Below are 24,824 nucleotides of genomic sequence, written 5' to 3'. Positions count from 1 at the left end.
GTCAGCCGACCTCGGCCGCGGTCGGGTAGGACGGCTGCGCGCCCGCCTTCGTGACGGACAGCGCGGCGACCTTCGCGGCGTAACGCGCGGCCCGCACCAGGTCGTCGCCCTCGGCGAGGCGGGCGGACAGCGCACCGGCGAACGCGTCACCGGCACCGGTCGTGTCGACCACCTCGTCGACCTCGACCGACGGCACCTCGACGACGCCGGACTTCTCGACCACGGCGGCGCCGCGCGCGCCGAGCGTGATGATCGCCGAGCTGGGGCCCAGGTCGAGCAGGCCGTTCCAGTCCGCGGCGAGCTGCGCGGCCTCGTGCTCGTTCACGATCAGAACGGTGAGCTGCCGCAACGTCTCCGCGGGCAGTTCGGCGACCGGCGACAGGTTCAGCACCGTCGTGACGCCGGCCTTCGAGGCGACGCCGATCGCGTGGACCACCGTCTCCAGCGGCACCTCCAGCGAACAGGTCAGCACCCGCACGCCGTCGAACGACAGGGCGTCCACATCGGACAGTGACACGTCGGCGTTCGCGCCGGGGGAGACGACGATCGAGTTCTCGCCGTCCGGCGTCACGGTGATGTACGCGATCCCGGTGGGGCGATCGGAAGTCTTCACCAGCGCGGTGCCGACACCGGACGACTCCAGCGACTCGCGCAGCAGCGCGCCGTACCCGTCGCCACCGACAGCGCCGACCAGCGAGACGGACGCACCGACGCGAGCGGCGGCGACGGCGGTGTTCGCGCCCTTGCCGCCGGGCAGCACGACGGTGTCGCCGCCGAGCACGGTCTCACCGCCGGCGGGCCGCCTGCCGACCTCGACCACGAGGTCGGCGTTGGCGGACCCGAGAACGAGCAGAGTCTGTGTCACTTGACGAACTCTGCCACGTTCTTCGCGGTGATGACCTTGACCTCGACGTCCACGACCTGCTGAACGGGCTCGTTCTTGGCGGCGTGCACGGCCTGCTCGACGGCCTTCGACCCGAGCAGCTTCGGCTGCTGGGCGACGGTCGCGGCGAGCGTGCCGTCCTGGATCGCCTTCAGGCCGTCCGGGGTGCCGTCGAAGCCGACGACCTGGACGTCCTTGCCGGCACGGGCGCCGAGAGCCTTGATCGCGCCGAGCGCCATCTCGTCGTTCTCGGCGAAGAGGCCCTTGAGACCGGGGTGGCCCTGCAGCAGGTTCGTGGTCTCGTTGAGGCCCTTGGCGCGGTCGAAGTCGGCGACGGCCGAGGCGACGACCTTGATGTTGCCGCTGTTCAAGCCCTGCTCGAAGCCCTGACCGCGGTCACGCGACGCCGACGCGCCCGGGATGCCCTTGAGGTGCGCGACCTCACCGGACGTGGCACGGCCGAGCTCGATGGCCGCGAGGCTGCCGCCCGAGACGTTGTTCGAGGCGACCTCGGCGGCGACCTTGCCCTCGACGGCGCGGTCGACCGAGATCAGCGGGATGTTCGCGGTCTCGGCGGCCTTCGCGGCGGGCGCGGACTGCTTCGAGTCGACCGGGTTGAGGATGATCGCCTTGACGCCCTGGGTCACCAGCGTCTGCACCTGGTTGACCTGGTTCGTCGCGTCGTTCTGCGCGTCGACCACGGTGAGCTTGGCTCCCAGCTGGTTCGCCATCTCCTGCGCGCCCTGCTGCAGCTCCACGAAGAACGGGTTGTTCAGAGTGGACACTGCGAGGCCGATGGTGATGTCTCCGGACGCCCCGGTTCCGCTGCAGCCGGTCGCCACGAGAGCAGCGGCACCGAGCGTCAGCGCGATCCGTCGGGTCACCTTCATTGGTGTCTTCCTTACCTGTTGCGGGTTTTCTCAGCGACGGCGAAGTGAGTCGAGCAGCGCGGCGAGAGCGATCACCGCACCGATGACGACCTGCTGCCAGAACGGCGGGACCTGCAGCAGGTTGAGGCCGTTGCGCAGGACGGCGAGCACGAGTGCGCCGACCAACGTCCCGGTGGCGCGGCCAACGCCACCGGACAACGACGCACCGCCGATGACGACCGCGGCGATGGCGTCGAGCTCGTAGCCGACCGCTGCCTGCGGACCGGCGGACCCGAGCCGTCCCGCGAGCACGAGGCCCGCGGCGGCGGCGAACAGGCCGGAGAGCGCGTAGATCCAGAGCTTGTTGCGGCGCACGTCGATGCCGCTGAGCTTCGCGGCCTCCTCGTTGCCGCCGATCGCGTACATGCGACGGCCGAGGTTGGTGCGCGTGAGGATCAGGCCGGTGACGCCGAAGAACGCGAGCATCAGCAGCAGGGGCAACGGGACCATCGGCGCGAGGTTCGAGCCGAGGAACGTGACCAGCGCGTCGGTCTCGTGCGGCTGCCCCTCGGAGAACACCAGCGTGAGACCGCGGGCGACGCTGAGCATGGCCAGCGTCGCGATGAACGGCGGCAGCTTGCCGTAGCTGACCAACGCGCCGTTGACGAGACCGCAGAGCGCGCCGACCAGGAGGCCGACCGGTCCGGCGGTGAGGGCGCCGACCATCGCGGCGAGCGCGGCGATGCTGCCGACGCTCAGGTCGATCCCGCCCGCGACCACCACGAACGTCATGCCGAACGCCATGATCGCGATGACCGCGGCCTGCACACCGACGTTGAGCAGGTTCTGCGCGTTGAGGAACGCCGGCTGCATGACCGCGATGGCCAGGGCGAGGATCACAAGCCCCGCCAGGGCTCCGTTTTCGCTGGCGTACTTGCGGATGCTGATCGTGCTCACGCTGAGATCTCCTGCACGGCGAGTGCCATCACCTGGTCTTGGGTCGCGCCCTCGGGCAGCTCACCGGCCACCCGGCCGTGGGCCATGACGACGACGCGGTCGCTCATCCCGATCACCTCGGGCAGGTCGCTGGACACGAGCAGCACGGCCCGGCCCTGCGCGGTCATGCGGTTGATCAGCTCGTAGATCTCGACCTTGGCGCCGACGTCGACGCCCCTGGTCGGTTCGTCGAGGATCAGCACCTTCGGGTCGGCCAGCAGCCACTTGCCGATGACGACCTTCTGCTGGTTGCCGCCGGAGAGCTCCTTCACGGGCTGCTCGACGCGGCCCTTGATGCGGAGCTTGCCCGCGATGTCGTGCAGGCGCTTCTGGTCGCGGTCGTCGAGCGTGACGAGCTCGAGGTTGCGGCCGACCGTGGCGGTGAGGACGAGGCCCTGGCCCTTGCGGTCCTCCGGGACCAGGCCGAGACCGGCCTTGATGGCGGCCTGCACGTTGTGGCGGGGCAACGGTTTCCCGTCGACCTCGACCATGCCGTGGTCGTAGGCGTCCACGCCGAACGCCGCTCGCGCGACCTCCGTGCGTCCCGCTCCGACCAGGCCCGCGATGCCGACGACCTCGCCCGCGTGGACCTCGATGGTGATGTCCTCGAAGACTCCGCGCCTGGTCAGACCCTGGATGCTGAGCAACGGCCTGCCCGGGCGTTGGTGCGCGCGCGGGTACTGCTCGTCGATCGGGCGGCCGACCATCAGCTCGATCATGTGCTGGGTGGTGGCCCGCGGTCCGAGCACGCCGACGCTCCGGCCGTCGCGCAGGACCGTGATGCGGTCGGCGACGCGCTGGATCTCGTCGAGGTGGTGGGTGATGAAGACGAGGCCGACACCGTTGTCGCGCAGCTGGGCCATGATCTGCAGCAACCGGTCGGTCTCGGTCTCGGTGAGCACGGCGGTCGGCTCGTCGAGGATCAGCACGCCCGTGTCCTTGTCGAGCGCGCGGGCGATCTCGATCATCTGCTGCTGGGCGATGCCGAGGTCCTTGACCTTGGCGTCCGGGTCGACGTTCAGGCCGACGCGGTTCAGCAGCTCCGGTGCCCTGCGGCGCATCTCCGCACGGTCGACGAAGCCGAACCTCCTCGGCAGCCGGTTGAGGAACAGGTTCTCGGCGACCGACAGCTCGGGCACCAGCGCCAGTTCCTGGTGGATCACGGCGAGGCTCGTGTGGCCCTCGATCGTGCCGGCGTCGTGGCCGTGGATGCCCGCGAGGACCTTGACCAGCGTGGACTTGCCCGCGCCGTTCTCGCCGAGCAGGACGTGGACCTCGCCCGCGTTGATGTCGAGGTCCACGCCGTCCAGCGCCTTGGTGGCGCCGAAGTGCTTGGTGATGCCGCGGGCGGTGATCAGGGTGTTCACAGCTCGGCCTCCCCGAGCGAGCCGCGCAGCACGAGCTTCGCGGTGAGGCGGACGTCGTCGGGCTGCCGTCCGTCGATCAGGGCGAGGAGGCTGCGCGCGGCGGCCTTGCCCATCTCGACGGTGGGCTGCGCGATGACCGTGATCGGCGGGTCGAGCAGCGGGAACCACGGCTGGTCGTCGAACACCGCGAACGCGATGTCGTGCGGGATCTGCAGGCCGCGGGCCCGGATCTCGCCCAGCGCGCCGAGGCCCATCAGGTTGTCCATCGCGACCAGCGCCGTGGCGCCGTCGTCGAGGAGCCTCGCGGCGGCCTGGCTGCCGCTCTCCTGGCGGAAGTCGCCGTGCACTACCTGCGCGAGGCCGCCGAGCGACCCCGTGAGCACGTCGGTTCGTTCTCTTCCAGTGGAGGTGTTCGGCGGACCCGCGATCACTCCGATGCGGGTGTGGCCGGCGCCGACGAGCCGCCGGGCGAGCGCGGTCAACGCCTCGCTGCCGTCAGCGCGGACGACGGGGCATGTGGCGCCCCGGACCGTCCGGTCGAGCAGAACCAGGGGTACGCCGCCTGCGCTCACTTCGCGAACCAGACTCGGGTCGTCGGTCGCTGGGCACAGCAGGAGGCCGTCCACCCGGCGGTCGAGCAGGGTGCGCACGTAGGTGGCCTCCTGCTCGGTGTTCTCGTCGGCGTTCCCGATCACGACGCAGTAGCCGTGTGACCGGGCTTCGTCCTCGACCGCTCGGGCGATCTCGGCGAAGAACGGGTTCAGCAGGTCGCTGATGACCAGACCGAGGGTCTGGGTGCTGGTGGTCCTGAGGGATCGCGCCAGGGCGTTGGGCCGGTAGCCGAGTTCCTCGATCGCGGCGAGCACGCGCTCACGGGTCTCGGGCGTGGGTGCGGCGTGCCCGTTGAGCACGCGCGACACGGTGGCTGTGGAGACGCCTGCGTGCTGCGCGACGTCCTTCATGGTCGTCACGAGGCCGTAGTTAATCGATTACACATGGATGTAGTCAAGCCGAGACCAGTGGATGAGTAGGTGTACGGATGTAACTGGGGGTGCCCTGCCTCACTCTGATCACATGGACGGACAGGATCGCCTCGGAGACGAGCAGCGCCTCGCGCTGGAGCTCGCGGCCATCGGGCAGCGGCTGACGACGATCAGCTCGGAGCTGCGTGAGCGCTCCACCTCGACCGCGACCGCGGTTCTCGAGGCACCCGAGGTGGCGCGGCCGGTCGCGGTGCCGCAGCCGCCGGCCACGACCGTCCCGACTCCGCCTGCCGGGGTGCCGCAGCAGGCACCCGTCGGCGCACCGCAGCAGCAGCCGCCGGCGGGCGCGCCTCAGCAGCCGAACCCCTGGTCGCAGCAGTCCGCGGCCTCGGCCCAGCTGCCCCCGGCGCCGTCCGGCCAGCAGCTTCCGCCGCCTCCTCCCGGCGCGCAGTTCCCGCCGCCCGGACCCCAGTTCCCGCCTCCGCCCGGTCAGCAGCAGTGGCCTCACCCGCAGCAGCAGCCGTGGCCGCAGCAGCCGCGCGAGACCCTGTTCGAGAAGCTCGGCAAGGACGGCGCCGGAGCCAAGCTGCTGGCGTGGGTCGGTGGCGCGATCACCGTGCTCGGCTTCGTGTTGCTGCTGGTCCTCGCCGTGCAGCGCGGCTGGCTCGGCCCGCTGCCGCGTGTGATCGGCGGCGCGGTGTTCAGCGGCGCGCTGGTCGGCATCGGCATGTGGCTGCACCGCAACCCCACCGGTCGCACCGGGGCGATGGCACTGGCCTTCACCGGTTTCGCCGGGCTCTACCTGGACGTGATCGCGGCGACCAGCCTCTACGGATATCTGCCCGAGAGCGTGGGCCTCGTCGTCGGACTCGCCGTCGCGGCGGCCGGTGTCGTGCTCGCGCTGAAGTGGGAGTCGCAAGCGCTCGCGGTCACCGTCGTCGCAGCTTGCGCCGTGTGCTCGCCGATCATCACCGAGGGCTTCACGGTCCTGCTCGTCGGCTTCCTGCTCGTGCTCAAGATGGCCAGCACGCCGGTCCACATCCGTCGCAACTGGCCGGGTCTCGCCATCGCCGGTGGCTTCCCGCCGATCTTCGCCTCACTGCTCACCACCGCGAACGCCATCCCGCGTACCTACGAGTGGACCGTGGTCGGCGTCGCCGCGGCCACGACCGTCGTCGGCATCGCGGTCGCGTTCCTCACGATCCGCAAGCGTCCCGACGACATCGTCGCGATCGCGTTGATCGCGGGGTCGGCGCTGCCGGCGATGTTCGCGACGACGCTGCTGGAGAACCCGGCCAACTCGATCCTCGCCGGTGCGGTCGCGGCCGTGCTGCTCGCGATCTGGATGGTCCCCGACCTGCCCCGCGCGTTCACGACCGCGGCCGGTGCGACGGGCATGCTCGCGCTGTTCCAGACCACGGTGATCGCGCTCGACGGCAACGTCCGCACGGCGATCGTGCTGGCCGAGGCCGTGCTGCTGGCGTTCCTCGCGGCCCAGCTGAACAAGAAGAGCGCGCTGGTGGGCTCGATCGCGTTCGGTGTCGTCGGGTTCATCATGACGATGGGCCTGGCCGTCCCGATCACGTGGCTGATCTCGGAGCCGCGGTTCTTCAGCAACGTCGAGCCGGGCGACTACGCGGCGGGCCTGGTGACGGCGATCGTGCTCGGCGTGTTCGCGGCCGTGCTGCCGTGGGCCGCGCTGAAGATGCAGGTGCTGCGCGAGCCGGCCAGGCACCCGTTCCCGTGGATCGTCTCGGGGCTCGTGCTGCTCTACGGCGCGGCCGGAGTGGTGCTGTGCGCGGCGCTGCTCATCTCGCCGGACGAGACCGGGTTCCTCTTCGGACACTCCATCGTCACCGTGTCGTGGACGATCGCCGCGTTGTTCCTGCTGGTCAGGGGGATCAACAACAAGGCGCTGCGGATCTCCGGCCTGATCCTCGTCGCCGCCGCGGTCGTGAAGCTCGTGCTGTTCGACCTCTCCGCGCTCGACGGCGTCGCCCGCGTGCTGGCGTTCCTCGGTGCCGGTCTGGTCCTGCTCACCGCGGGCGCTCGTTACGCCAAACTGGTGACATCGGCGAGGAATCCCGAGTCGTATGAATCCAAACCGGTGGCTCCGCACTCCTACTGATGGGACGGCTGTCGTCCGCACCGCCGTCGCGGACGACAGCCGTACTACATCCAGGCATAGATTTCCCTCGGTCGAGTGACTGAAGTGGATCGAAAGCACCCGGAAGTGTTCCCATCGGCCGTATGGCAAAGCCACGCCTCGTGGCCGCGGTTCTAGCGCTCTCAGCGGCCTTCGCGGCGACGGGTGTTCACCAAGGGCACGAGTACACGACCACTTCTTCCGCATCGGTGGCACCGCTTGCGTACGTGGTGGGGAAGACCGGTCTCGTCCAGGTCGTGGACACCCGCAACGGTGCCGTTCTGGTGCAGGCCGACACCGGGGGCCGTGCGACGGGTGTCGCGGTGTCGCCCGACGGGCGGCGGCTCTACGTGATCAACGGGTGGACCGGCGCGATCACCGTCGTCGACCCCCGCAGCGGTGCGATCGTCGACCGGCTCTTCACCCAGGTCCAGCTCTCCCACGCGGCGATGCGCCCGGACGGCCGGCGGCTCTACGTCTCGGCCAGCGGCGGCGTCGCGGTGGTGAACCCGGAGAGCTTCCAGCTGGTCGCGGTGATCAAGGCGGGCGGGCAGCCGCAGGGCCTCGCCGTCCACCCGGACAACAAGATCCTCTACGTCGCGAACTCCCAGGACGGCACGGTCGGCCTGATCGACACGGCGACGGCGTTCCAGACCTCGGCGGTGCAGGTCGGCGGGCTGCCGCAGCACCTGGCGATCTCCCCGGACGGCAAGCGCCTCTACGTGAGCAGCATGCGCCTCGGGACGAAGACGCCCGGCACGGTGTCGGTGATCGACACGACCACGAACCAGGTCGTCGGCGCGGTGGAGGTCGGCAGGGGAGCGGGCAGCATCGCCGTCACCCCGGACGGCGCCACGGCCTACGTGACGTTGCCGAAGGAGCGGTCGGTGGTGGTCGTGGACACGGCGACCATGACGGTGCGCGAACGCTTGCCGATCGACTCGCCGAGCGTCGCCATCGCGCCGGGTGACACGAGGGTCTTCCTCGCCACCGGCGCGACGACGACGGTTCTGGACAGCACGAACGCCGTGCTCACCACGTACCTGATGAAGACGGGTGAGCTGGAGGCGAGGCCGCGCCTGTTCGACGCGGCCATGATCGCCTTCCCGCCTCAGCCGACCGGGACGGGCCTGCGGACCTCGTCGTCGAAGTCGTCGAGGTCGTCCACCGGCTCGTCGTGAAGCGCCAGGCGTTCCTGGATCTTCTTGAGCGGGCCGGGTGACCACCACGCGGCGTTGCCGAGCAGCTTCATGACGGCGGGCACGAGCAGCATCCGGACCACGGTGGCGTCGAGCGCCAGCGCGAGGATCATGCCGACGCCGACGAACCGCATCATCGCGACCTGCGAGAACGCGAACGCGCCGGTCACCACGATCAGCAGCAGCGCGGCCGAGGTGATCACGCGGCCGGTCTTGGCGAGGCCGGTCGTGACCGCCTCCTCCGTCGTCGCGCCCTGACCGCGGGCCTCGACCATCCTGCTGAGCAGGAAGACCTCGTAGTCCGTCGACAGACCGAACACGATGGCCGCCATCAGCACGACGATGCCGGACTCGAGCGGCCCCGGCGTGACGCCGAGCCAGTCGGCGCCGTGGCCGTCCTGGAAGATCCAGACCAGCACGCCGAACGTCGCGGACAGCGACAGCGCGCTCATGAGCACGGCCTTGATCGGCAGCACGACCGAGCCGAACGCCAGGAACATCAGGATCAGCGTCGCACCGACCAGCAGCGTGACCATGAGCGGCAGTCCGGCGGCGATCGCGTCGAGCGAGTCGCTGACCGTGGCGGTGTTGCCGCCGACCAGCACCTCGGCACCGGCGGGAGGTTCGAGGGCGCGAACGTCCTCGAGCGCCTGCTTGGACTCCTCGCTCAGCGCGTCGTTGTCGAGCCCGGCGGACGCGGCCGTGACGCCGTTGCCGGAGCCGGTCGGCTGGACCTCGCCGACGCCCGGGACGTCCTTGACCTTGCCCAGGTAGGCCTGGACCGCGGCCTCGTCACCGCCCCTGACGACGATCTTGAAGCCGGTGTTGGAGAGCGCCGAGAAGTTCTGGTTGATGTTCTCGGTGGCCACGCGCACGGCGTTGCCCTCGGGCAGGACCTTCTCGGTGACCTGGCCGAACTGCACGCCGAGGAACGGCGAGCCGAGCGCGAGCAGCACGCCGACGATCGGCACGGCGATGAGCACGGGCCGCTTCATGACCTTGCCGCTGAGCCTGCGCCAGCCGCGTTCGCTGGGCTCCTTCTTGCGCCACGGCATCGCGAGCTTGTCGACCCGGTGGCCGAGCACGCCGAGCAACGCGGGCAGCAGGGTGATCGAGACGAGCGCCGCGATGGCGACCGAGGCCACACCGCCGTAGGCGAGGGACTTCAGGAAGCCGTGCGGGAAGAGCAGCAGCCCGGCCAGTGCGATGACCAGCAGCGTCGCGCTGAACACGACGGTGCGGCCGGCCGACGCGACCGTGCGGCCGACGGCCTGTTCGGTCGTGCGTCCCTGGGCGAGCTCCTCGCGGAACCGGCCGACCATGAACAGCCCGTAGTCGATCGCCATGCCCAGGCCGAGCAGCGAGGCGACGTTGACCGCGAACGAGTTGACCTCGGTGAAGATGGCCACGGCGTGCAGCACGCCGAGCGCGCCCATGATCGAGAGACCGCCGACCACGACGGGGAGGCTCGCGGCCACCAGGCCGCCGAAGATGATCACGAGCAGCAGCAGGACCAGCGGCAGCGAGAACATCTCCGCGCGCGTCAGGTCCTCCTGGGACATGTCGTTGATGGCCTTCTGGGTGGGCACGAGCCCGCCGACCTGCTCGGTGAAGCCGTCGATCTTCAGCTGGGACTGGACGTCCTGGAACTGCTTGATCTGCTCGTTCGAGTCACCGCTGCTCAGCGTGATCGCGACGAGAGCCTGCTGCTTGTCGTCGGACGGCACCGGCCCGACGGCCTTGAGCACGTCGTCCTTGGGGAAGCCGCTGATGTGGTCGGCGACCTTCTTGAGCTCGAGCGGGTTCGCGAAATCGCCGCGATAAATGACGATCACGTCACCGTTCTGCCGCCCGAACGCCTCCTCGGCTACTTTGTCGGCCCGCGCCGCCTCACTGGAAGGAGCCTCGTAACCACCCTGGCTGAGCTTGTCGAACACGCCGATGCCCCACACACCGCCGACGACCGCGAGCAGTACGGTCGCGATCAACACCACCCACCGGCGGCGATATGCGATAGATCCCCACTTCGCGAACATCGACGACCGGCCTCCTGGGTTACCGTCTGTAAATCCCGTGAACTCTTGTAAACACCGTTCACTGAAACCGTACGGGTCAGCGGACGGGGTCTACAACCCGATGGAGTGACATATGACCGAGGCCACTCGCCGAGAACGACTCCGCGCCGAGACCGAGCGTGAGATTCGGCAGGCGGCCCGCACTCTTTTGGTGGAGAGCGGCCGCGACGCGGTTACCCTGCGTGCGATCGCGCGCAAACTAGGCATCACCGCGCCCGCCCTGTACCGCTACTACGACTCGCACGACGCGCTGCTGCGCCAGCTCTGCGACGACATCTGCGCGGACATGGCGGCAGCCCTGCACACCGACCTCGCCGCGGACACGTCAGGCCAGGTGGGATGCAAGGTGCGCGCGGTCTGCCACGCGTTCCGCCGCTGGGCGCTGGCCCACCCGCAGGAGTTCGCGCTGGTGTTCGCCTCGCCGCGGGACCCCCTGGGAGCCGACCAGTTCGGCTCGGTGTTCCTGCAGCTCGCGGGGCCGCTGATCGCGTCCAACGAGGACGCCAACCACGCGGGCGAGGAAGTGCCCGCCGTGCTGCACGAAGACCTGGTCCGCTTCCAGCAGGTGCTGCGGGACGCGGTGGCGGAGCACGGGGTGACGCTGGCGGACGAGGTGCTGAACCTCGGGAAGATCTACCACGTCGTGCAGTCGTGGGTGCGGCTGTACGGGCACGTGGCCCTGGAGGTGTTCGGGCGGTTCCCGTTCGCGGTGAGCAACCCGGAGCCGATGTTCGACAGCATGCTCGACCAGATGCTGACGGACATCGGCTTCGAGGACTCCTCGAGCTCAGCTGCTCGCTGAAACTCAGCTGTTCACCGAGTCGCGCACGTAGTCGCGCAGCGTGCGCGGCGCGTGCCCGAGCAGCTTCGTCATGGTCGCGACCTCGGCCTCGGCCGTGGGGATCGGCGCCGCGCTGAGCAGCTCGAAGCTGCGGATCCAGTCCACCAGCTTCTGGCCCGACAGCCTGCGTTCGAACGCCCTGCGCCACTCGGGGTCGCCACCGGTGTAGACGACCGGCCGCCCGAGTTCCTCCGCCCAGATCTGCGCCGACTGCTCACCGTTCAGCGACTCGGGGCCCACGAGCTGGTAGGAGCCGGCCGCGAAGCTCACGTCGACCAGCGCGTTGGTGAGCACCTCGGCCGCGTCGCGCAGGTCGATCCGGTTGACCCCGCCGGGGTGCAGGGGCGTCGGGAACGTCCCTGCCTCGATGTCCGCGCGGAAGACCTCGTCGTTCTGGGCGAAGTTGGTGATGCTGACCATCGCGGGCCTGGTGTCGGTGCTCGCGAGGAACGCTGCCAGCTTCAGCTTCGGGATGTAGGCCGGGATCGCGCTGCCCGCCGCCTCGCGCGCGTCGTCGTCCTCGATGTGGAAGCCGCCGAAGACCAGGCGCGCGCCGGCCCGCTCGGCCTCCTGGCCGAAGATCGTCGCGATCTCGACCTCGTTGGTCTCGTGCGGCGACACGTAGAACGCCGAGTCGACGCCCCGCAACGCGCCGGCCACGGCCTCGCGGTCGGCCAGATCTCCTTGGACCAGCTCGACCGTGTCGGGCAGGTTCGCTCGCTCCTTGCTGCGCACCAACGCGCGCACGTCCGCACCTCGGCGCACGGCCTCCGCGAGAACCAGGCCGCCCACGGTCCCGGTCGCTCCGATGATCAGTGTCTTCGTCATCTCGCATCCCCTCGTTGACTTAAAGTCAATGACTCTTAATCAACAACTACTCCTTCACTGACTCGGAGTCAACGAGCTGTTAGCGTGGTCGCATGACCCGTGCCGCCACCGCAGCCGCCACCAAGGAGAAAGTCCTGGCAGCGGCCCGAGAGCTGTTCATCACCTCGAAGTACGACGAGGTGAAGGCAGCCGACATCGCCCGAGCGGCCGGAGTCGCGCACGGGTTGGTGTTCCACCACTTCGGCAGCAAGCAGGGGCTCTACAGCGAGGTGCTGTGCTCGATCGGGCGCGAGGTGCTGGACCTGCACGTCGACGACCCGGACGTGCCGCTGGGGCAGCGGGTCCGCCGGTCGCACGCGGCGCACCTGACGTACCTGGCCGCGCACAGGGACCTGGCGCTCAACCTGGTGCTGCGGCCTTGGGGTGTGGAGGAGCCGTTCGACCGCGTGCGGGACGACGGCGCGCGGAAGCTGGGCGAGAACCTGGGCCTGGACTACGACAGGCCGGCGGTCAGGGCCGCGCTGCGGACGTACACGACAGCGGCCGACCAGCTGGCGCGCGACTACCTGACGGGCGCGCACCCGTTCGGCGCGGACCTGGTCGTGGAGATGCTCATGACCGTGCTCGCGGGGGCGTTGCGGGCGGCTCGCGTGGCCGACCCGACGCTCGAGGTGGAGCAGGTGCTGGAAGAGCTGGCACGGCCGTAGCCGCGCCAGCTCTTCTCGTTGCTACAGGACGATGTTCACCAGGCGGCCGGGCACCACGATCACCTTGCGCGGCTCACCACCGGCGACCAGCTCCGCGATCTTCTCCTCCGCCAGCGCGGCGGCCTTGATCTCGTCCTGCGCCGCGGACGCCGACACGACGACCCGCGAGCGGACCTTGCCGTTGACCTGGATCGGGTACTCGACGGTGTCCTCGACCAGGTACTGCTCGTCGGCCTTCGGGAACGGGCCGTGGGCCAGCGAGCCGTCGTTGCCCAGCTTCGACCACAGCTCCTCGGCCACGTGCGGGGCCTGCGGAGCCAGCATCAGCACCATGGCCTCGGCCAGCGCGCGGGGCGTGCCGGACGAGTAGTGCTTGGTGACGAAGTTGTTCAGCTCGATCAGCTTCGCGCCCGCCGTGTTGTAGCGCAGGTTCGCGTAGTCGTCGTGCACGCCGGCGATCGTCTTGTGCAGCAGGCGCAACGCTTCCACCGAAGGCTCTTCGGCGGTGACGCGCAGCGAACCGTCGGTCTCGTCGACCAGGTTGCGCCACAGGCGCTGCATGAACCGTTGTGCGCCAACGACGTCCTTGGTCGCCCACGGGCGTGAGACGTCCATCGGGCCCATCGACATCTCGTAGAACCGGAAGGTGTCGGCGCCGTACCGTTCGCACATCTCGTCCGGCGTGACGACGTTCTTCAGGCTCTTGCCCATCTTCCCGTACTCACGAGTGACTTCCTCGCCGTTGTACAGGTACTTGCCGTCGGCCTCGACGACCTCGTCCGCGGGCACGTGCACACCACGCGGGTCGCGGTACGCGTACGCCTGGATGTAGCCCTGGTTGAACAGGCGGCGGTACGGCTCGTCGCCGGACAGGTGGCCCAGGTCGAACAGGACCTTCTGCCAGAAGCGCGAGTACAGCAGGTGCAGCACCGCGTGCTCGACGCCGCCGATGTACAGGTCGACGCCGCCGGGGTCGGTCGGGCCGTGCTCCGCGGTGCGCGGGCCCAGCCAGTACTTCTCGTTCTCCGGGTTGACGAACCGCTCGGTCTCGACCGGGTCGACGTAGCGCAGCTGGTACCAGCACGAACCCGCCCAGTTCGGCATGGTGTTCGTGTCGCGGCGGTAGGTCTTCAGGCCGTCGCCCAGGTCCAGCTCGACGGTCGTCCACTCGGTCGCGCGCGACAGCGGCGGCGACGGCTCGGTGTCCGCGGCCTCCGGGTCGAAGGTGCGCGGCGAGTAGTCGTCGACCTCGGGCAGCTCGATCGGCAGCATCGACTCGGGCAGCGCGATGGCGGTGCCGGCCTCGTCGTAGACGACCGGGAACGGCTCGCCCCAGTAGCGCTGGCGGCTGAACAGCCAGTCGCGCAGCTTGAACTGGACGGTGCCGTGGCCGGCGTTGTTCTCCTCCAGCCAGCCGATCATCGTCTTCTTGGCGTCGTCGATCGCCATGCCGTCCAGGAAGCCCGAGTTCACCGCCGGGCCGTCACCGGTGTAGGCCTCGCCCTCGAAGCCCTCCGACGGCTGGACAGTGCGGATGATGGGCAGGTCGAACTTCTTGGCGAAGTCCCAGTCGCGCTGGTCCTGGCCGGGGACGGCCATGATCGCGCCCGTGCCGTAGCCCATCAGCACGTAGTCGGCGATGTAGACCGGGATCTCCTTGCCGTTCACCGGGTTCGTGGCGTACGCCCCGATGAAGACGCCGGTCTTCTCCTTGTTCTCCTGACGGTCCAGTTCGGACTTCAGGGACGCTGCGCGCCGGTACGCGGCGATGTCTGCCACGCGATCGGGCGTCGCAATCTGGTCCACCAGCTCGTGTTCCGGTGCCAGGACCATGTAGGTCGCGCCGAACAACGTGTCCGGGCGGGTCGTGAAGACCTCAATGTTCTCGCTTCCCACCGCAAAGCGGACACGGGCGCCGTGCGAGCGCCCGATCCAGTTGCGCTGCATGGCTTTGACCTTGTCCGGCCAGTCCAACCTGTCCAGGTCGTCGATCAGCCGGTCCGAGTACGCGGTGATGCGCATCATCCACTGGCGCAGGCTTTTCCTGAACACCGGGAAGTTGCCACGCTCACTGCGACCGTCCGCGGTGACCTCTTCGTTCGCCAAGACAGTACCCAGTCCGGGACACCAGTTGACGGGCGCCTCCGACATGTAGGCCAGGCGGAATTCGCCCAAGATCCTTTGCTGGTCGGCAAAAGACAGCTCAGACCACGTCTGACCGCCCTCGACGTCGCGCTCACCAGACTCGAACTGCGCGATCAGCTCGGCGATCGGACGAGCCTTGCGCGCGTCGGCGTCGTACCAGGAGTTGAAGATCTGCAAGAAGATCCACTGGGTCCACTTGTAGTACTCCGGGTCGATCGTCGAGATGCGACGGCGCTCGTCGTGGCCCAGTCCCAGCCGCCGGATCTGGCGCAGGTAGGTGTTGATGTTGTCTTCGGTGGTCTTGCGCGGGTGCTGGCCCGTCTGCACCGCGTACTGCTCGGCGGGCAGCCCGAACGCGTCGAAACCCATGGTGTGCAGCACGTTGCGGCCGTTCATGCGGTGGTACCGCGCGAAGACGTCCGTGCCGATGAAGCCCAGCGGGTGACCGACGTGCAGGCCGGCGCCGCTCGGGTACGGGAACATGTCCTGGACGAACAGCTTGTCCGCGGGCACGTCACCCTTGAGCGCGCCAACGGGGTTGGGCGCGTGGTAGGTGCCGTGGTCCTCCCAGTACCGCTGCCACCGCTCCTCGATCTGGTTCGCCAGCTCTGCGGTGTAGCGGTAGGCGGGAATCTCCGCCGCGTCCGTGCTCATTTCAAGGTCCCTCTCACGTCTGTTCCTGCCCCTGACATGACGAAACCCCCCAGCCCAGACGGGCATGGAGGGTGGCCGCGCCGACCGTCTCTCGAAGAGGTCGTCGCGGCTAGATAAGGAGCAGGCGGGCCGTGCTCATGCCCTCAACGGTATCAGCGCAGCGCAAGCACGATGAACCGGGCGGTGGCCTGCGGCACATCAGACCGGGGTGAGCGTGAGGCAGGCGGCGTCCCGTCTTACCCTCATGGGGTGAACATCGTGCTGTCGGTCGTCCTGGGTGTGCTCGGCGTCGCTCTCGGCGCGGTCGGTCTGCTGGGTCTGCAGGGCAAGCTGCGCCGCAACCGCTTCGTCGGTGTGCGCACGGCCGCCGCCGTGCGTGACGAGGAGACGTTCGCGCTGGCCAACCGCGTGGCGGGCGTGCCGAACGTGGCCGCCGGTGTCGTGGCGATCGTGTCGGGCGCGATGGCGTTCGTCATGGCCGACCTCGCCGTCACCGCTGGGATCATCGGACTGGTGGGCGCGCTCGCGATCGCCTTCGCCGGCGGGATCGTCGGCAGCCGGGCGGCCGAGGCGCTGCCGGAGCCGGTCAAGCCCAAGGGCTGCGGTGGCTGCGCTTGCGGCGGTGGCGGTTGCTCCCCGCTCGCGGGCCTCTAGGGCCTCTCTCGAACGACAGGCCGGATCACAGGGTGGTCCGGCCTTTTTCGTGCCGACGTTTCACGTGAATCAACTCACCGGGCCGAGCCGACGGCGTGGAAGCGAAGTGGATCAGTTGTCCTTGGGGTCCTTCGGGTAGGTCGACAGCAGCGCCAGCGGCATGCCCTGCCGGCGCAGCACCCTGCCCCACAGGTCGACGTTCGCGCCGACCAGCACGTCGTCGGCCAGTCCGGTCACGACGATCCAGTCGCCGCGGTCGATCTCGCTCTGCAACTGGCCCTCGCCCCAGCCGCTGTAGCCCGCGAACACCCGCAGGCCGCGCACCAGCGGCATCAGGTCGTCCGGTTCGGCGTCGAGGTCGACCAACGCGACCGGGCCCTGCACGCTGACCAGACCCTCCACGGAGGACGGGTCGGTGCCCGCCTTCAACGCTGCCAGGCACAGCGCCGTCTTCTGCTCGACCGGGCCGCCGATGTAGATGCACTGCGGCTTCGTGACGTGGGAACCCCACGGCGGCAGCACGTCGTGCACTGCCACCTCGGAGGGGCGGTTCAGCACGACGCCGAGGGTCCCCTCTGGACGTTGGTCGATGATGTAGACGACGGTGCGCGTGAAGTTCGGGTCGTTCAGGCTCGGAGCGGCTACCAAGAGGGAGCCCGGCTCGACTTCGACTTCGTCATCGGGACGCACGTCACCATGAAATCACCCGTGATCGCCGGAACAACTCAGGGCCGCGTCCCGTTAGACTGAGGTGTCGGATGTCTTTGTGTCCCCCGGGCTCAACAGACAACCGCCCTTGCGGAATACCGTTCGGCTGGAACCGCTTGGTGCACCGCGCCGTGAGGCGACCTGGCATCCGGCACCAGGGGAGCCGGACCGTGAGGTCCGGCTTTCGTGGTTTTCACCACCACGCGCATAGAGTGCAACGGTGACAACGCTTGCGGTGGAGAAACACCACTGGGGATCACGCCGGTTCCTCGGCATCCCCGCCTACCGCAGACTTCTCGCCACCCGCCTCGCTTCCCAGTGGGGCGACGGGCTCTTCCAGGCCGGGCTCGCCGGGGCCGTGCTGTTCAACCCCGAGCGCCAGGCCGATCCGGCGGCGATCGCGGCCGGGTTCGCGGTCCTGCTCCTGCCGTACTCGCTGATCGGACCGTTCACCGGCGCTCTGCTCGACCGGTGGGACCGCAAGCGGGTCATCGTCGTGGCGAACCTGTTGCGCGCGACGTTCGTGCTGCTCACCGCGCTCGCCGTGGGTGCGGGGCTGAGCGGGCTGCCCCTCTACGTCTCCGCGCTCGTCGTCATGGGCATCGGCCGGTTCGTCGGGTCCGGACTCTCGGCGTCACTGCCGCACGTCGTCGACGAGGACCACCTGGTCGAGGCGAACGCGCTGGCCACGACGGCCGGCGCGGTCATGGCCGTGATCGGCGCGGCCAGTGCCATCGGGTTCCGCACGCTGCTCGGCGCCGGGGACGGCGGTTCGGCGTGGACGACCAGCATCGCCGTGGTCGGACTGCTGCTCAGCGCGTTCATCGCCAGCCGGTTCAAGGCGGGTGTGCTCGGGCCGGACGAGGTCGACGAGCCCAGCCACGCCCTCACGGCCGTCGCTCGCGGCCTGGTGGACGGCGCGAAGGCCACCTGGCGCACGCCCAGCGTGACGGCCGGGCTGGCCGCGTTGCTCGCGCACCGGGCGGCGTTCGGCATCAGCCTGATGATCACGCTGCTGCTGATGCGCTACAGCCTGGAGGACGTCGGCATCCTCAAGGCCGGGATCGGCGGGCTCGGCGAGGTCGCGGTCGCGGGCGGCGCCGGTGTGCTGCTCGCCGGCATCCTGACCGACCGGATCGTCGACCGGTTCGGCGTCAAGCGCACGATCTGCGGAGCGTTGCTGCTGACCGCCGCCGCGCAGGTCGGGCTCGGGCTGCCGATGACGCTGCCGACGATCCTGCTGGCCAGCTTCGTGATCATCTTCGCCGGGCAGATCGTCAAGCTCTGCGTCGACACCGCCGTGCAGCACGACGTCGGTGACGAGGTGCGCGGGCGTGTGTTCGCCCTCTACGACACCCTCTTCAACATCGCGCAGGTCACAGCGGTGTCCATCACCGCGACGGTCGTCCCGCTGAACGGCCGCTCGCACGCGCTCATCCTCGTCGCCGCGTGCCTCTACCTGGTCGGGCTCGCCGCCTACCTGCTCCTGTCATCGCGGGAACGGCAGATGAAGCATTCCGGCCTCGTGCGCGAAAACGACGGCAGCCACCCGATCGGGTAGATCCAGCCTCCGCAGGATGTCGGCCACCTCGTCGGCGACCCGCTGCAGCCCGAAACCGAGCACGCGCGCGATCTCGTGGTCGGCGTGACCACGCGCGAGACACCTCAGCACGGCCCGCTGGTCGTCGGTCAGAACGTCGAGGTCCCGTACGGCAGGACCTGCGGAAAGTCCCCAAGCGAACATCTGCACCACCCCCATGCGCCCCCCTGGCGCACTTCACATGGTGCACCCCTGCGCTGACACTTCGCTCACGCGGGGATTGCATTCACTCACTATGAGTCACTGGGCTGGCGGGGTGATCCCCTGTTCGCGCGCCCAGTCGAGCAACGCCGCCTCGGCGTCGTCGCGGTCCAGCGGCCCTCGGTCCAGCCTGAGCTCCTTGAGGAACTTCCACGCGGCACCGACCTCACGGCCCGGCGCCAGGCCGAGCAGCTTCATGATCTCGTTGCCGTCGAGGTCCGGACGCACGCGCGCGAGGTCTTCCTCGGCCGCGATGCGCGCGATGCGTTCTTCGAGAGAGTCGTAGGTCCGGCGCAGCAGGTTCGCCTTGCGCTTGTTCCGGGTCGTGCAGTCCGCACGGACGAGCTTGTGCAACCGCGTCAGCAGGTCACCGGCGTCCGTCACGTACCGGCGCACGGCCGAGTCCGTCCACTCGCCGTTGCCGTACCCGTGGAAGCGGAGGTGCAGGTAGACGAGCTTCGCGACGTCCTCGGTGATCTCCTTCGAGTACCGCAACGCCCGCAAGCGCTTGCGGACCATCTTCGCGCCCACGACCTCGTGGTGGTGGAACGAGACGCCGCCGCCGGACTCGAACTTCCGCGTCGCCGGCTTGCCGATGTCGTGCAGGAGCGCGGCGATCCTCAGCACCAGATCGGGTGACTGATCAACTTCTTCAAGATCAATTGCCTGTTCCAGCACAACCAGGGAGTGGTCGAAGACGTCCTTGTGCTGATGATGTTCGTCGATCTCCAGCTTCATGGCCGTGAGCTCGGGCAGGACGATGTCCGCCAGCCCGGTCTCGACCATGAGCTCGATGCCGCGGCGGGGGTGCGCCCCGCACAGGAGCTTCGAGAGCTCCGCCTGCACGCGCTCCGGCGTGATGCGGGCGAGCTCGCCTGCCATCGACCGCATCGCCTCGACCACCCGCGGCGCGGCCGTGAAGCCGAGCTGCGAGACGAACCGGGCGGCGCGCAGCATGCGCAGCGGGTCGTCGCCGAACGACTCCTGCGGGGTCGCGGGGGTGTCCAGCACGCCCTCGCGCGCCGCCTGCAGGCCACCGGTCGGGTCGACGAACTCGGAGGCGGCGATGTCGTACGCCATCGCGTTGACCGTGAAGTCGCGGCGGACCAGGTCACCGTCGATCGAGTCGCCGAAGGTCACCTCGGGGTTGCGGGTCACACCGTCGTAGACGTCCGCGCGGAAGGTCGTGATCTCGATGATCTCGCCCTTCTTGGACGCGCCGACCGTCCCGAAGGCGATGCCGGTGTCCCACTGCGCGTCGGCCCAGCCGCTCAGCAGCTTCTGGATCTCCGCAGGTCGCGCGTCCGTGGTGAAGTCGAAGTCGTTCGTCGGGCGCACCAGCACGGCGTCGCGCACACTTCCACCCACGAGGTAGAGGCGCTTGTCCTCGGCTGCGAACCGAGCGGCGAGCTCAGCGACGACTGGTGTGATGGCGGGCTTCTCCACCACCGCATTCTGCTGGAGCGATCGAGACACGAGAAACCAGCGTACTCAAGGATCGTAAGTACGATCGGCCGTATGCCGCCGTCAGCCGCACGTTCCGGGAGTCCCAAGCCGGGGCGCCGGAAGCGGCGCCGGGGCAGGAGGCTCCAGACGGTCGACGAGACGTCGGCCGGTGGCCTGGTGCTCGACGCAGAGCAACGGGCTGCGGTGATCGGCAGACTTGACCGGCGAGGCCGGTTGCTGTGGTCTTTGCCCAAGGGTCACATCGAGGCCGGCGAGACCGCGGAACAGACCGCGGTGCGCGAGGTCGCCGAGGAGACCGGTATTCATAGCAGGGTGCTGCGCCCGTTGGGGTCGATCGACTACTGGTTCGTCGCGGACGACCGCCGGGTGCACAAGACGGTTCACCACTTCCTCCTCGAAGCGACGGGGGGAGAGCTTTCCGACGAAGACGTGGAGGTCACCGAGGTGGCGTGGGTGCCCCTCGGCGAACTGGACGAGCGACTCGCGTACGCCGACGAGCGCCGACTGGTCCGCCGAGCCGCCGAACTGCTCTCCGACCGCTGCCGGAACGGGGCGGAGTCGGCGTGAGCCTGAGGAAACTCGTCTGCACAGCCGCTGTCACCGCCTTCGTGGTGCTCGCGGCGCCGCCCGCCGGCGCGCAGCAGTCGCAACCGGACGAGGTCGACGCGCTGCCGTTCATGCCCGCCCCCGCCACGCAGGTGTGGGCGACCAGATCCCTCTCCGCCCAGCCCGGCACGGCGCAGCCGCAGTTCCTGCGGCTCGACATCGACCAGCTCACGCCCCGGTTCGTGACGAGCGACTCACCGGGGACCGTCAAGATCACCGGCAAGATCGCGAACGTCGGCGACCGCAAGGTGTTCGACATCGTGCTGCGCCTGGAGCGCGGTGAGCCGCTCGGCACCGAGGACGACCTGCGCAAGGCGCTGCGGGAGCCGGCGGCGGCCGAGGCCGTGCAGCCCAAGTTCACCCCGGTCGCGGGTGAGCTCGAGCCCGGCCAGCAGAAGGACTTCACGCTGGAGGTGCCGCTGCGCGGTACCGAACCGACGTCGCTCGAGGTCGAGCAGCCCGGCATCTACCCGATCCTCGCGAACGTGAACGGCAGGCCGGACTTCGGCGGCCAGGCACGGCTCGCGGCGCTCTCGACGCTGCTGCCCGTGCTGGGCGTGCCCGGCGGCGAGACCAAGGGCAAGCCGGGCGCGGGCTCGAAGCTCACGGTGCTGTGGCCGATCGCGGACCGCCCCCGGCTGGTCCGGCTCGGCGGCGAGGGCCGGTCGGAGCTGATCGACGACGAGCTCGCGTCGTCCCTCTCGGTCAACGGCAGGCTGTACGGCCTGCTGCAGGCCTACGAGCAGGCGGTCCCGTCGATGAGCACGGCCATGTGCCTCGCCATCGACCCGGACCTGCTGCGCACCGTGCAGGCCATGAGCACCGGGTACACGCTCCGCGGTGGCGCCGAGGGCAAGGGCAGGATCGAGGCGAAGCTGTGGCTCGACCGCCTCAAGCTCGCCGTCACGGGCCGGTGCGTCGTCGCGCTGCCGTACGCCGACGCCGACCTCGTGGCGTTGAACAGGGCGAAGCTGTCCACGATGCGCACGCTCGCGGTGACGGACGGCCCCAAGCTCATCCAGGACGTCCTGGGTGTGCGGCCGCTGCCCGACCTGGTGTGGCCCGAGGACGGCGTGCTCGACCAGTCGACGTTCGACGAACTGGTCACCCCGCAGCCGGACAAGAGCTACCCCGGCGCGAAGTCGCTGCTGCTCGACCCGACCGGACTCTCCGACGCGCCGGGCACCGCTCCCGTGGGCGTAGGCGGCAAGACCCCGGTCACCGCTGTGAAGATCGACTCGATGGTCTCGGACGCGCTGCAGGGCAGCGAGTCGCGGCCGCGCACGTTGTCCGGCGTGACCACGCCGGTCGAGAGCCAGCCGGTGTCCGTGCAGAACGCGCTGGCGGTGCTGGTGTTCCGCGCCGGCTGGCAGGGCGACGGCCGCAACGTGCTGGTCGCGCCGCCGCGCCGCTGGCACGCGCCGCTCTCGGAGATGACCGAGTTCCTGACCACCGCCCAGAAGCTGCTGACCGGCGGTTACGCGTCCCAGACGGGGCTCGAGGAGCTCACCGGCACCACCCCCGCGGTGACGAACGCCAAGATCGCCTACCCGCCGGAGGCCGGTGCGCGGGAGATCTCGGCGATCATCTCGGACTCCGTGACGAACCAGAGCGTCGAGCTCAACGGCCTCGTCGCGGCCATGCAGCAGGAGGACAGCGCGCACGCGGCGCCGGGCGACCTGGCCGACCCGCTGTGGCTCGGGCTGCTGCGGGTGATGTCCGGTGCGTGGCGGGGCAACGAGCAGGGCGCCCGGTCCGCGGCCGAGGTCAGCCAGAGCGAGCTCGACGCGCTGACCGGCATGGTCGGCGTGACGCAGCCGAACAGCCCGATCCTGCTCGGCTCCGGCGACAGCCCGATCCCGGTCACGATCACGAACAAGCTCGACGTCCGCGTGACGGTCCGCATCACGCTCGCCGACACCCCGGGAATCCGGAAGCTCGACCTCGCCGACCAGGTGCTCCCCGCCCGCGGCGAGCGCGTCGTGCGCGTGCCCGTCGAGGTGCTGAGGTCCGGCCGGTTCCCGGTCAGCGTCCGCCTGACCACTCCCGAGGGCGTCGCTCTGGGTGACACTGTCAAGCTGGAGGTGTCGTCGTCCGCCTACGGCACCATCACGGTGATCATCACCGTGATCGCCGGGATCGCGCTCGTCCTGCTCTCCGGACGGCGCATCTACAAGCGGGTCCGCGCTCGCAACGGCGAGAACGGCGGCGCACCGTCCATCGAGAACGTCACACCGGAGAAGTCGAGCGCGTGAGCGAGACAGCCACGACCACCCAGCCAGAGCAGCAGAAGCAGGGACCGTCGGTCGCCAGGGCCAGCGGGTCGATGGCGATCGCGACGATCGTCAGCCGGGTCACCGGCCTGCTGTCGAAGGTGCTGCTGGTCGCGGCACTGGGCATCGGCACCCTCAACGACTCGTACCAGGCGGCGTCGACGCTGCCGACCATGATCAACGAGCTGCTCCTCGGCGGCATCCTGACCAGCGTGGCGATCCCGCTGCTGGTCCGCGCCGAGAAGGAGGACGGCGACGGCGGTGAGTCGTACGCCCAGTGGCTGATCAGCATGGGCACCGCGATCCTCGCCGTCGGCACGGTGCTCGCGGTGGCCTGCGCGCCACTGCTGACCTCGCTGTTCATCGCCGACTCGCCGAACGCGAACCGGGACCTGGTCACCTCGTTCGCCTACCTGGTGCTGCCGGGCATCGTGTTCTACGGCCTGACGGCGCTGATCGGCGCCGTGCTCAACGCACGGCACGTGTTCGGCCTGCCGACCTGGGCCCCGGTCCTGAACAACGTCGTCGTGATGCTCGTTCTCGGGGTCTACTGGCTGCTGCCCGGTGACATCACGCTCAACCCGGTCTCCATGACCGACGCCCACGTCCTGGTGCTCGGTCTCGGCACCGCTCTCGGTGTCGCGGTGCAGGCGCTCGTGCTGTTCCCGGCACTGCGCAAGACCGGCTTCCGGTTCAAGTGGCGGTTCGGCTGGGACGCGCGGCTCGCCGAGTTCGGCAACCTCGCGTTCTGGGTGCTGCTCTACGTCGGTCTCGGTTTCGCCAGCATGACGGTGCTGACCAAGGTCGCGACCCACGGCGACGGCGCCCTGACGGCGTTCAACTTCCAGTGGCTGATCGCCCAGGTGCCCTACGGCGTGCTGGGCGTCTCACTGCTGACCGCGCTCATGCCCAAGATGAGCCGCGCCGCCGCGAACAACGACAACGACGCGATCGTCCGCGACCTGCTGTTCGGCAACCGGATGTCGACGATCCTGCTGATGCCGTTCAGCGTCCTGATGACGGTCTCCGGTGTCGCCATCGGCCTCGCGGCGTTCGGGTTCGGCAAGTCGGGCGTGGAGGGCGGCACGGCGGTCGGCCTGGCGCTCGCGCTGTCGGCGTTCGGCCTGGTGCCCTACGCGGTCACGCTGCTGCAGCTGCGGGTCTTCTACGCGATGAAGGACGCGCGCACGCCGACGTTGATCCAGGCGCTGATCGTGGCCGTCCGGATCGGGTTGCTCTACTTCTTCCTGGCGGTGTCCGAGCCCGAGCAGCTCGCCGTCGGTGTGTCGCTCGCCATGTCGCTCAGCTTCATCTTCGGCGCGATCGTCGGCCAGGTGTGGCTGCGCGTCCGCCTCGGCCGGCTGCGGACGGGTTTCACGATCTGGACCGTCTGCCTGACCGTGGTGGCGTCCGCGCTGGCCTTCGCCGTCGCCAAGGGGGTGAACGCGCTGCTTCTGGACCTGATCGCGTTCTCGAACCCCGTGGTGGCCGCCTGGTTCGAGACCATCCTGGTGACGCTGATCGGTCTTCCGCTCGCGTTCGGCCTTCTGGCCGCGTTCCGGGTGCCCGAGATGAAGCCGGCGATCGACAAGATCAACCGTTTGGTGCGGCGAAGGTGACTC

Annotated in this window: 20 protein-coding genes; 9 read left to right on the top strand and 11 right to left on the bottom strand. The window is 69.4% G+C overall.

Features of this window, described 5'->3' with window-relative positions:
- Nucleotide 1: 1 nt before the first annotated feature.
- Genes ACWF7A_RS11710 through ACWF7A_RS11690 form a run of 5 tightly spaced genes read right to left on the bottom strand, consistent with a single transcriptional unit; the run spans nucleotide 2 to nucleotide 5,077 of the window.
- Nucleotides 2–865, bottom strand: coding sequence for a ribokinase (locus ACWF7A_RS11710; RefSeq protein WP_452250392.1), 864 nt, complete (start codon nucleotides 863–865; stop codon nucleotides 2–4).
- Nucleotides 862–1,773 (bottom strand): substrate-binding domain-containing protein, encoded by a 912-nt coding sequence (locus tag ACWF7A_RS11705; RefSeq protein WP_452250391.1) that lies wholly within the window; start codon nucleotides 1,771–1,773, stop codon nucleotides 862–864. The genes ACWF7A_RS11710 and ACWF7A_RS11705 overlap by 4 nt, the downstream gene beginning before the upstream one ends.
- A 30-nt stretch (nucleotides 1,774–1,803) precedes the next feature.
- Entirely contained in the window at nucleotides 1,804–2,709 is a 906-nt protein-coding gene (locus ACWF7A_RS11700) for an ABC transporter permease (protein ID WP_452250390.1), read from the bottom strand.
- On the bottom strand, nucleotides 2,706–4,115 hold the full coding sequence (locus tag ACWF7A_RS11695; protein ID WP_452250389.1) for a sugar ABC transporter ATP-binding protein: 1,410 nt from the start codon (nucleotides 4,113–4,115) through the stop codon (nucleotides 2,706–2,708). Before ACWF7A_RS11695 ends, ACWF7A_RS11700 begins: the two co-directional genes overlap by 4 nt.
- Complete coding sequence (locus ACWF7A_RS11690) at nucleotides 4,112–5,077, bottom strand: LacI family DNA-binding transcriptional regulator (protein ID WP_452250664.1); 966 nt, start codon at nucleotides 5,075–5,077, stop codon at nucleotides 4,112–4,114. The genes ACWF7A_RS11695 and ACWF7A_RS11690 overlap by 4 nt, the downstream gene beginning before the upstream one ends.
- A gap of 112 nt (nucleotides 5,078–5,189) precedes the next feature.
- Here ACWF7A_RS11690 and ACWF7A_RS11685 point away from each other — a divergent pair, with 112 nt between their 5' ends.
- Together ACWF7A_RS11685 and ACWF7A_RS11680 are read left to right on the top strand one after the other, a co-directional pair.
- A complete protein-coding gene (locus tag ACWF7A_RS11685) occupies nucleotides 5,190–7,226 on the top strand; it encodes a DUF2339 domain-containing protein (RefSeq protein WP_452250388.1) in 2,037 nt (678 codons plus the stop codon).
- A 227-nt stretch (nucleotides 7,227–7,453) separates the two neighbouring features.
- Entirely contained in the window at nucleotides 7,454–8,425 is a 972-nt protein-coding gene (locus ACWF7A_RS11680) for a YVTN family beta-propeller repeat protein (RefSeq protein WP_452250387.1), read from the top strand.
- Here the strand turns inward: ACWF7A_RS11680 and ACWF7A_RS11675 are convergent.
- Nucleotides 8,356–10,434, bottom strand: a complete 2,079-nt coding sequence (locus ACWF7A_RS11675; protein ID WP_452250386.1) for an MMPL family transporter — start codon at nucleotides 10,432–10,434, stop codon at nucleotides 8,356–8,358. The two genes, ACWF7A_RS11680 and ACWF7A_RS11675, sit on opposite strands and share 70 nt — an antisense overlap.
- A gap of 157 nt (nucleotides 10,435–10,591) precedes the next feature.
- Between ACWF7A_RS11675 and ACWF7A_RS11670 the strand changes: the two genes are divergently transcribed.
- Nucleotides 10,592–11,320 (top strand): TetR/AcrR family transcriptional regulator, encoded by a 729-nt coding sequence (locus tag ACWF7A_RS11670; protein WP_452250385.1) that lies wholly within the window; start codon nucleotides 10,592–10,594, stop codon nucleotides 11,318–11,320.
- A gap of 3 nt (nucleotides 11,321–11,323) precedes the next feature.
- Here the strand turns inward: ACWF7A_RS11670 and ACWF7A_RS11665 are convergent, their stop codons facing one another.
- Complete coding sequence (locus ACWF7A_RS11665) at nucleotides 11,324–12,187, bottom strand: NmrA family NAD(P)-binding protein (RefSeq protein WP_452250384.1); 864 nt, start codon at nucleotides 12,185–12,187, stop codon at nucleotides 11,324–11,326.
- Nucleotides 12,188–12,279: 92 nt separating this feature from the next.
- On the opposite strand from ACWF7A_RS11665, the gene ACWF7A_RS11660 reads away from it, so the two are divergent.
- Nucleotides 12,280–12,894 (top strand): TetR/AcrR family transcriptional regulator, encoded by a 615-nt coding sequence (locus ACWF7A_RS11660; protein ID WP_452250383.1) that lies wholly within the window; start codon nucleotides 12,280–12,282, stop codon nucleotides 12,892–12,894.
- A gap of 21 nt (nucleotides 12,895–12,915) precedes the next feature.
- Here the strand turns inward: ACWF7A_RS11660 and leuS are convergent, their stop codons facing one another.
- Nucleotides 12,916–15,693: a leucine--tRNA ligase gene (leuS, locus tag ACWF7A_RS11655; protein WP_452250382.1), complete on the bottom strand. Its 2,778-nt coding sequence runs from the start codon at nucleotides 15,691–15,693 to the stop codon at nucleotides 12,916–12,918.
- Between the two features lie 249 nt (nucleotides 15,694–15,942).
- Between leuS and ACWF7A_RS11650 the strand changes: the two genes are divergently transcribed.
- Nucleotides 15,943–16,347, top strand: a complete 405-nt coding sequence (locus ACWF7A_RS11650; protein ID WP_452250381.1) for an SdpI family protein — start codon at nucleotides 15,943–15,945, stop codon at nucleotides 16,345–16,347.
- A gap of 111 nt (nucleotides 16,348–16,458) precedes the next feature.
- Here the strand turns inward: ACWF7A_RS11650 and ACWF7A_RS11645 are convergent, their stop codons facing one another.
- Nucleotides 16,459–17,037 carry a YqgE/AlgH family protein gene (locus tag ACWF7A_RS11645; RefSeq protein WP_452250380.1) on the bottom strand — a complete coding sequence of 193 codons (579 nt, stop codon included), beginning with the start codon at nucleotides 17,035–17,037 and terminating at the stop codon, nucleotides 16,459–16,461.
- 238 nt (nucleotides 17,038–17,275) lie between these two features.
- Between ACWF7A_RS11645 and ACWF7A_RS11640 the strand changes: the two genes are divergently transcribed.
- The gene (locus ACWF7A_RS11640; protein ID WP_452250379.1) at nucleotides 17,276–18,616 is read left to right on the top strand and encodes an MFS transporter; all 1,341 of its coding nucleotides are present in this window, start codon (nucleotides 17,276–17,278) and stop codon (nucleotides 18,614–18,616) included.
- Here the strand turns inward: ACWF7A_RS11640 and ACWF7A_RS11635 are convergent.
- Nucleotides 18,545–18,799 (bottom strand): LuxR C-terminal-related transcriptional regulator, encoded by a 255-nt coding sequence (locus ACWF7A_RS11635; protein ID WP_452250663.1) that lies wholly within the window; start codon nucleotides 18,797–18,799, stop codon nucleotides 18,545–18,547. The two genes, ACWF7A_RS11640 and ACWF7A_RS11635, sit on opposite strands and share 72 nt — an antisense overlap.
- Nucleotides 18,800–18,895: 96 nt before the next feature.
- Entirely contained in the window at nucleotides 18,896–20,332 is a 1,437-nt protein-coding gene (locus ACWF7A_RS11630) for a CCA tRNA nucleotidyltransferase (RefSeq protein WP_452250378.1), read from the bottom strand.
- 42 nt (nucleotides 20,333–20,374) lie between these two features.
- Here ACWF7A_RS11630 and ACWF7A_RS11625 point away from each other — a divergent pair, with 42 nt between their 5' ends.
- The 3 genes from ACWF7A_RS11625 to murJ are packed head-to-tail and all read left to right on the top strand — an operon-like array spanning nucleotide 20,375 to nucleotide 24,821.
- Nucleotides 20,375–20,890 carry an NUDIX hydrolase gene (locus ACWF7A_RS11625; RefSeq protein WP_452250377.1) on the top strand — a complete coding sequence of 172 codons (516 nt, stop codon included), beginning with the start codon at nucleotides 20,375–20,377 and terminating at the stop codon, nucleotides 20,888–20,890.
- A complete protein-coding gene (locus tag ACWF7A_RS11620) occupies nucleotides 20,887–23,184 on the top strand; it encodes a DUF6049 family protein (protein ID WP_452250376.1) in 2,298 nt (765 codons plus the stop codon). The genes ACWF7A_RS11625 and ACWF7A_RS11620 overlap by 4 nt, the downstream gene beginning before the upstream one ends.
- Complete coding sequence (gene murJ, locus ACWF7A_RS11615) at nucleotides 23,181–24,821, top strand: murein biosynthesis integral membrane protein MurJ (protein ID WP_452250375.1); 1,641 nt, start codon at nucleotides 23,181–23,183, stop codon at nucleotides 24,819–24,821. The genes ACWF7A_RS11620 and murJ overlap by 4 nt, the downstream gene beginning before the upstream one ends.
- Nucleotides 24,822–24,824: the final 3 nt, after the last annotated feature.

Source organism: Lentzea sp. NPDC055074 (assembly GCF_053608005.1).
The sequence above is the reverse complement of the archived record's forward strand: the minus strand, read 5'-3'. Positions and strand labels throughout refer to the sequence as shown.

Excerpts from the sequence above, each read along its gene's own strand:
- ACWF7A_RS11705 (WP_452250391.1), bottom strand. The coding sequence starts at position 1,773 with ATGAAGGTGACCCGACGGATCGCGCTGACGCTCGGTGCCGCTGCTCTC.
- ACWF7A_RS11690 (WP_452250664.1), bottom strand. The coding sequence starts at position 5,077 with ATGAAGGACGTCGCGCAGCACGCAGGCGTCTCCACAGCCACCGTGTCG.
- ACWF7A_RS11685 (WP_452250388.1), top strand. The coding sequence starts at position 5,190 with ATGGACGGACAGGATCGCCTCGGAGACGAGCAGCGCCTCGCGCTGGAG.
- ACWF7A_RS11670 (WP_452250385.1), top strand. The coding sequence starts at position 10,592 with ATGACCGAGGCCACTCGCCGAGAACGACTCCGCGCCGAGACCGAGCGT.
- ACWF7A_RS11665 (WP_452250384.1), bottom strand. The coding sequence starts at position 12,187 with ATGACGAAGACACTGATCATCGGAGCGACCGGGACCGTGGGCGGCCTG.
- ACWF7A_RS11660 (WP_452250383.1), top strand. The coding sequence starts at position 12,280 with ATGACCCGTGCCGCCACCGCAGCCGCCACCAAGGAGAAAGTCCTGGCA.
- leuS (WP_452250382.1), bottom strand. The coding sequence starts at position 15,693 with ATGAGCACGGACGCGGCGGAGATTCCCGCCTACCGCTACACCGCAGAG.
- ACWF7A_RS11635 (WP_452250663.1), bottom strand. The coding sequence starts at position 18,799 with ATGTTCGCTTGGGGACTTTCCGCAGGTCCTGCCGTACGGGACCTCGAC.
- ACWF7A_RS11625 (WP_452250377.1), top strand. The coding sequence starts at position 20,375 with ATGCCGCCGTCAGCCGCACGTTCCGGGAGTCCCAAGCCGGGGCGCCGG.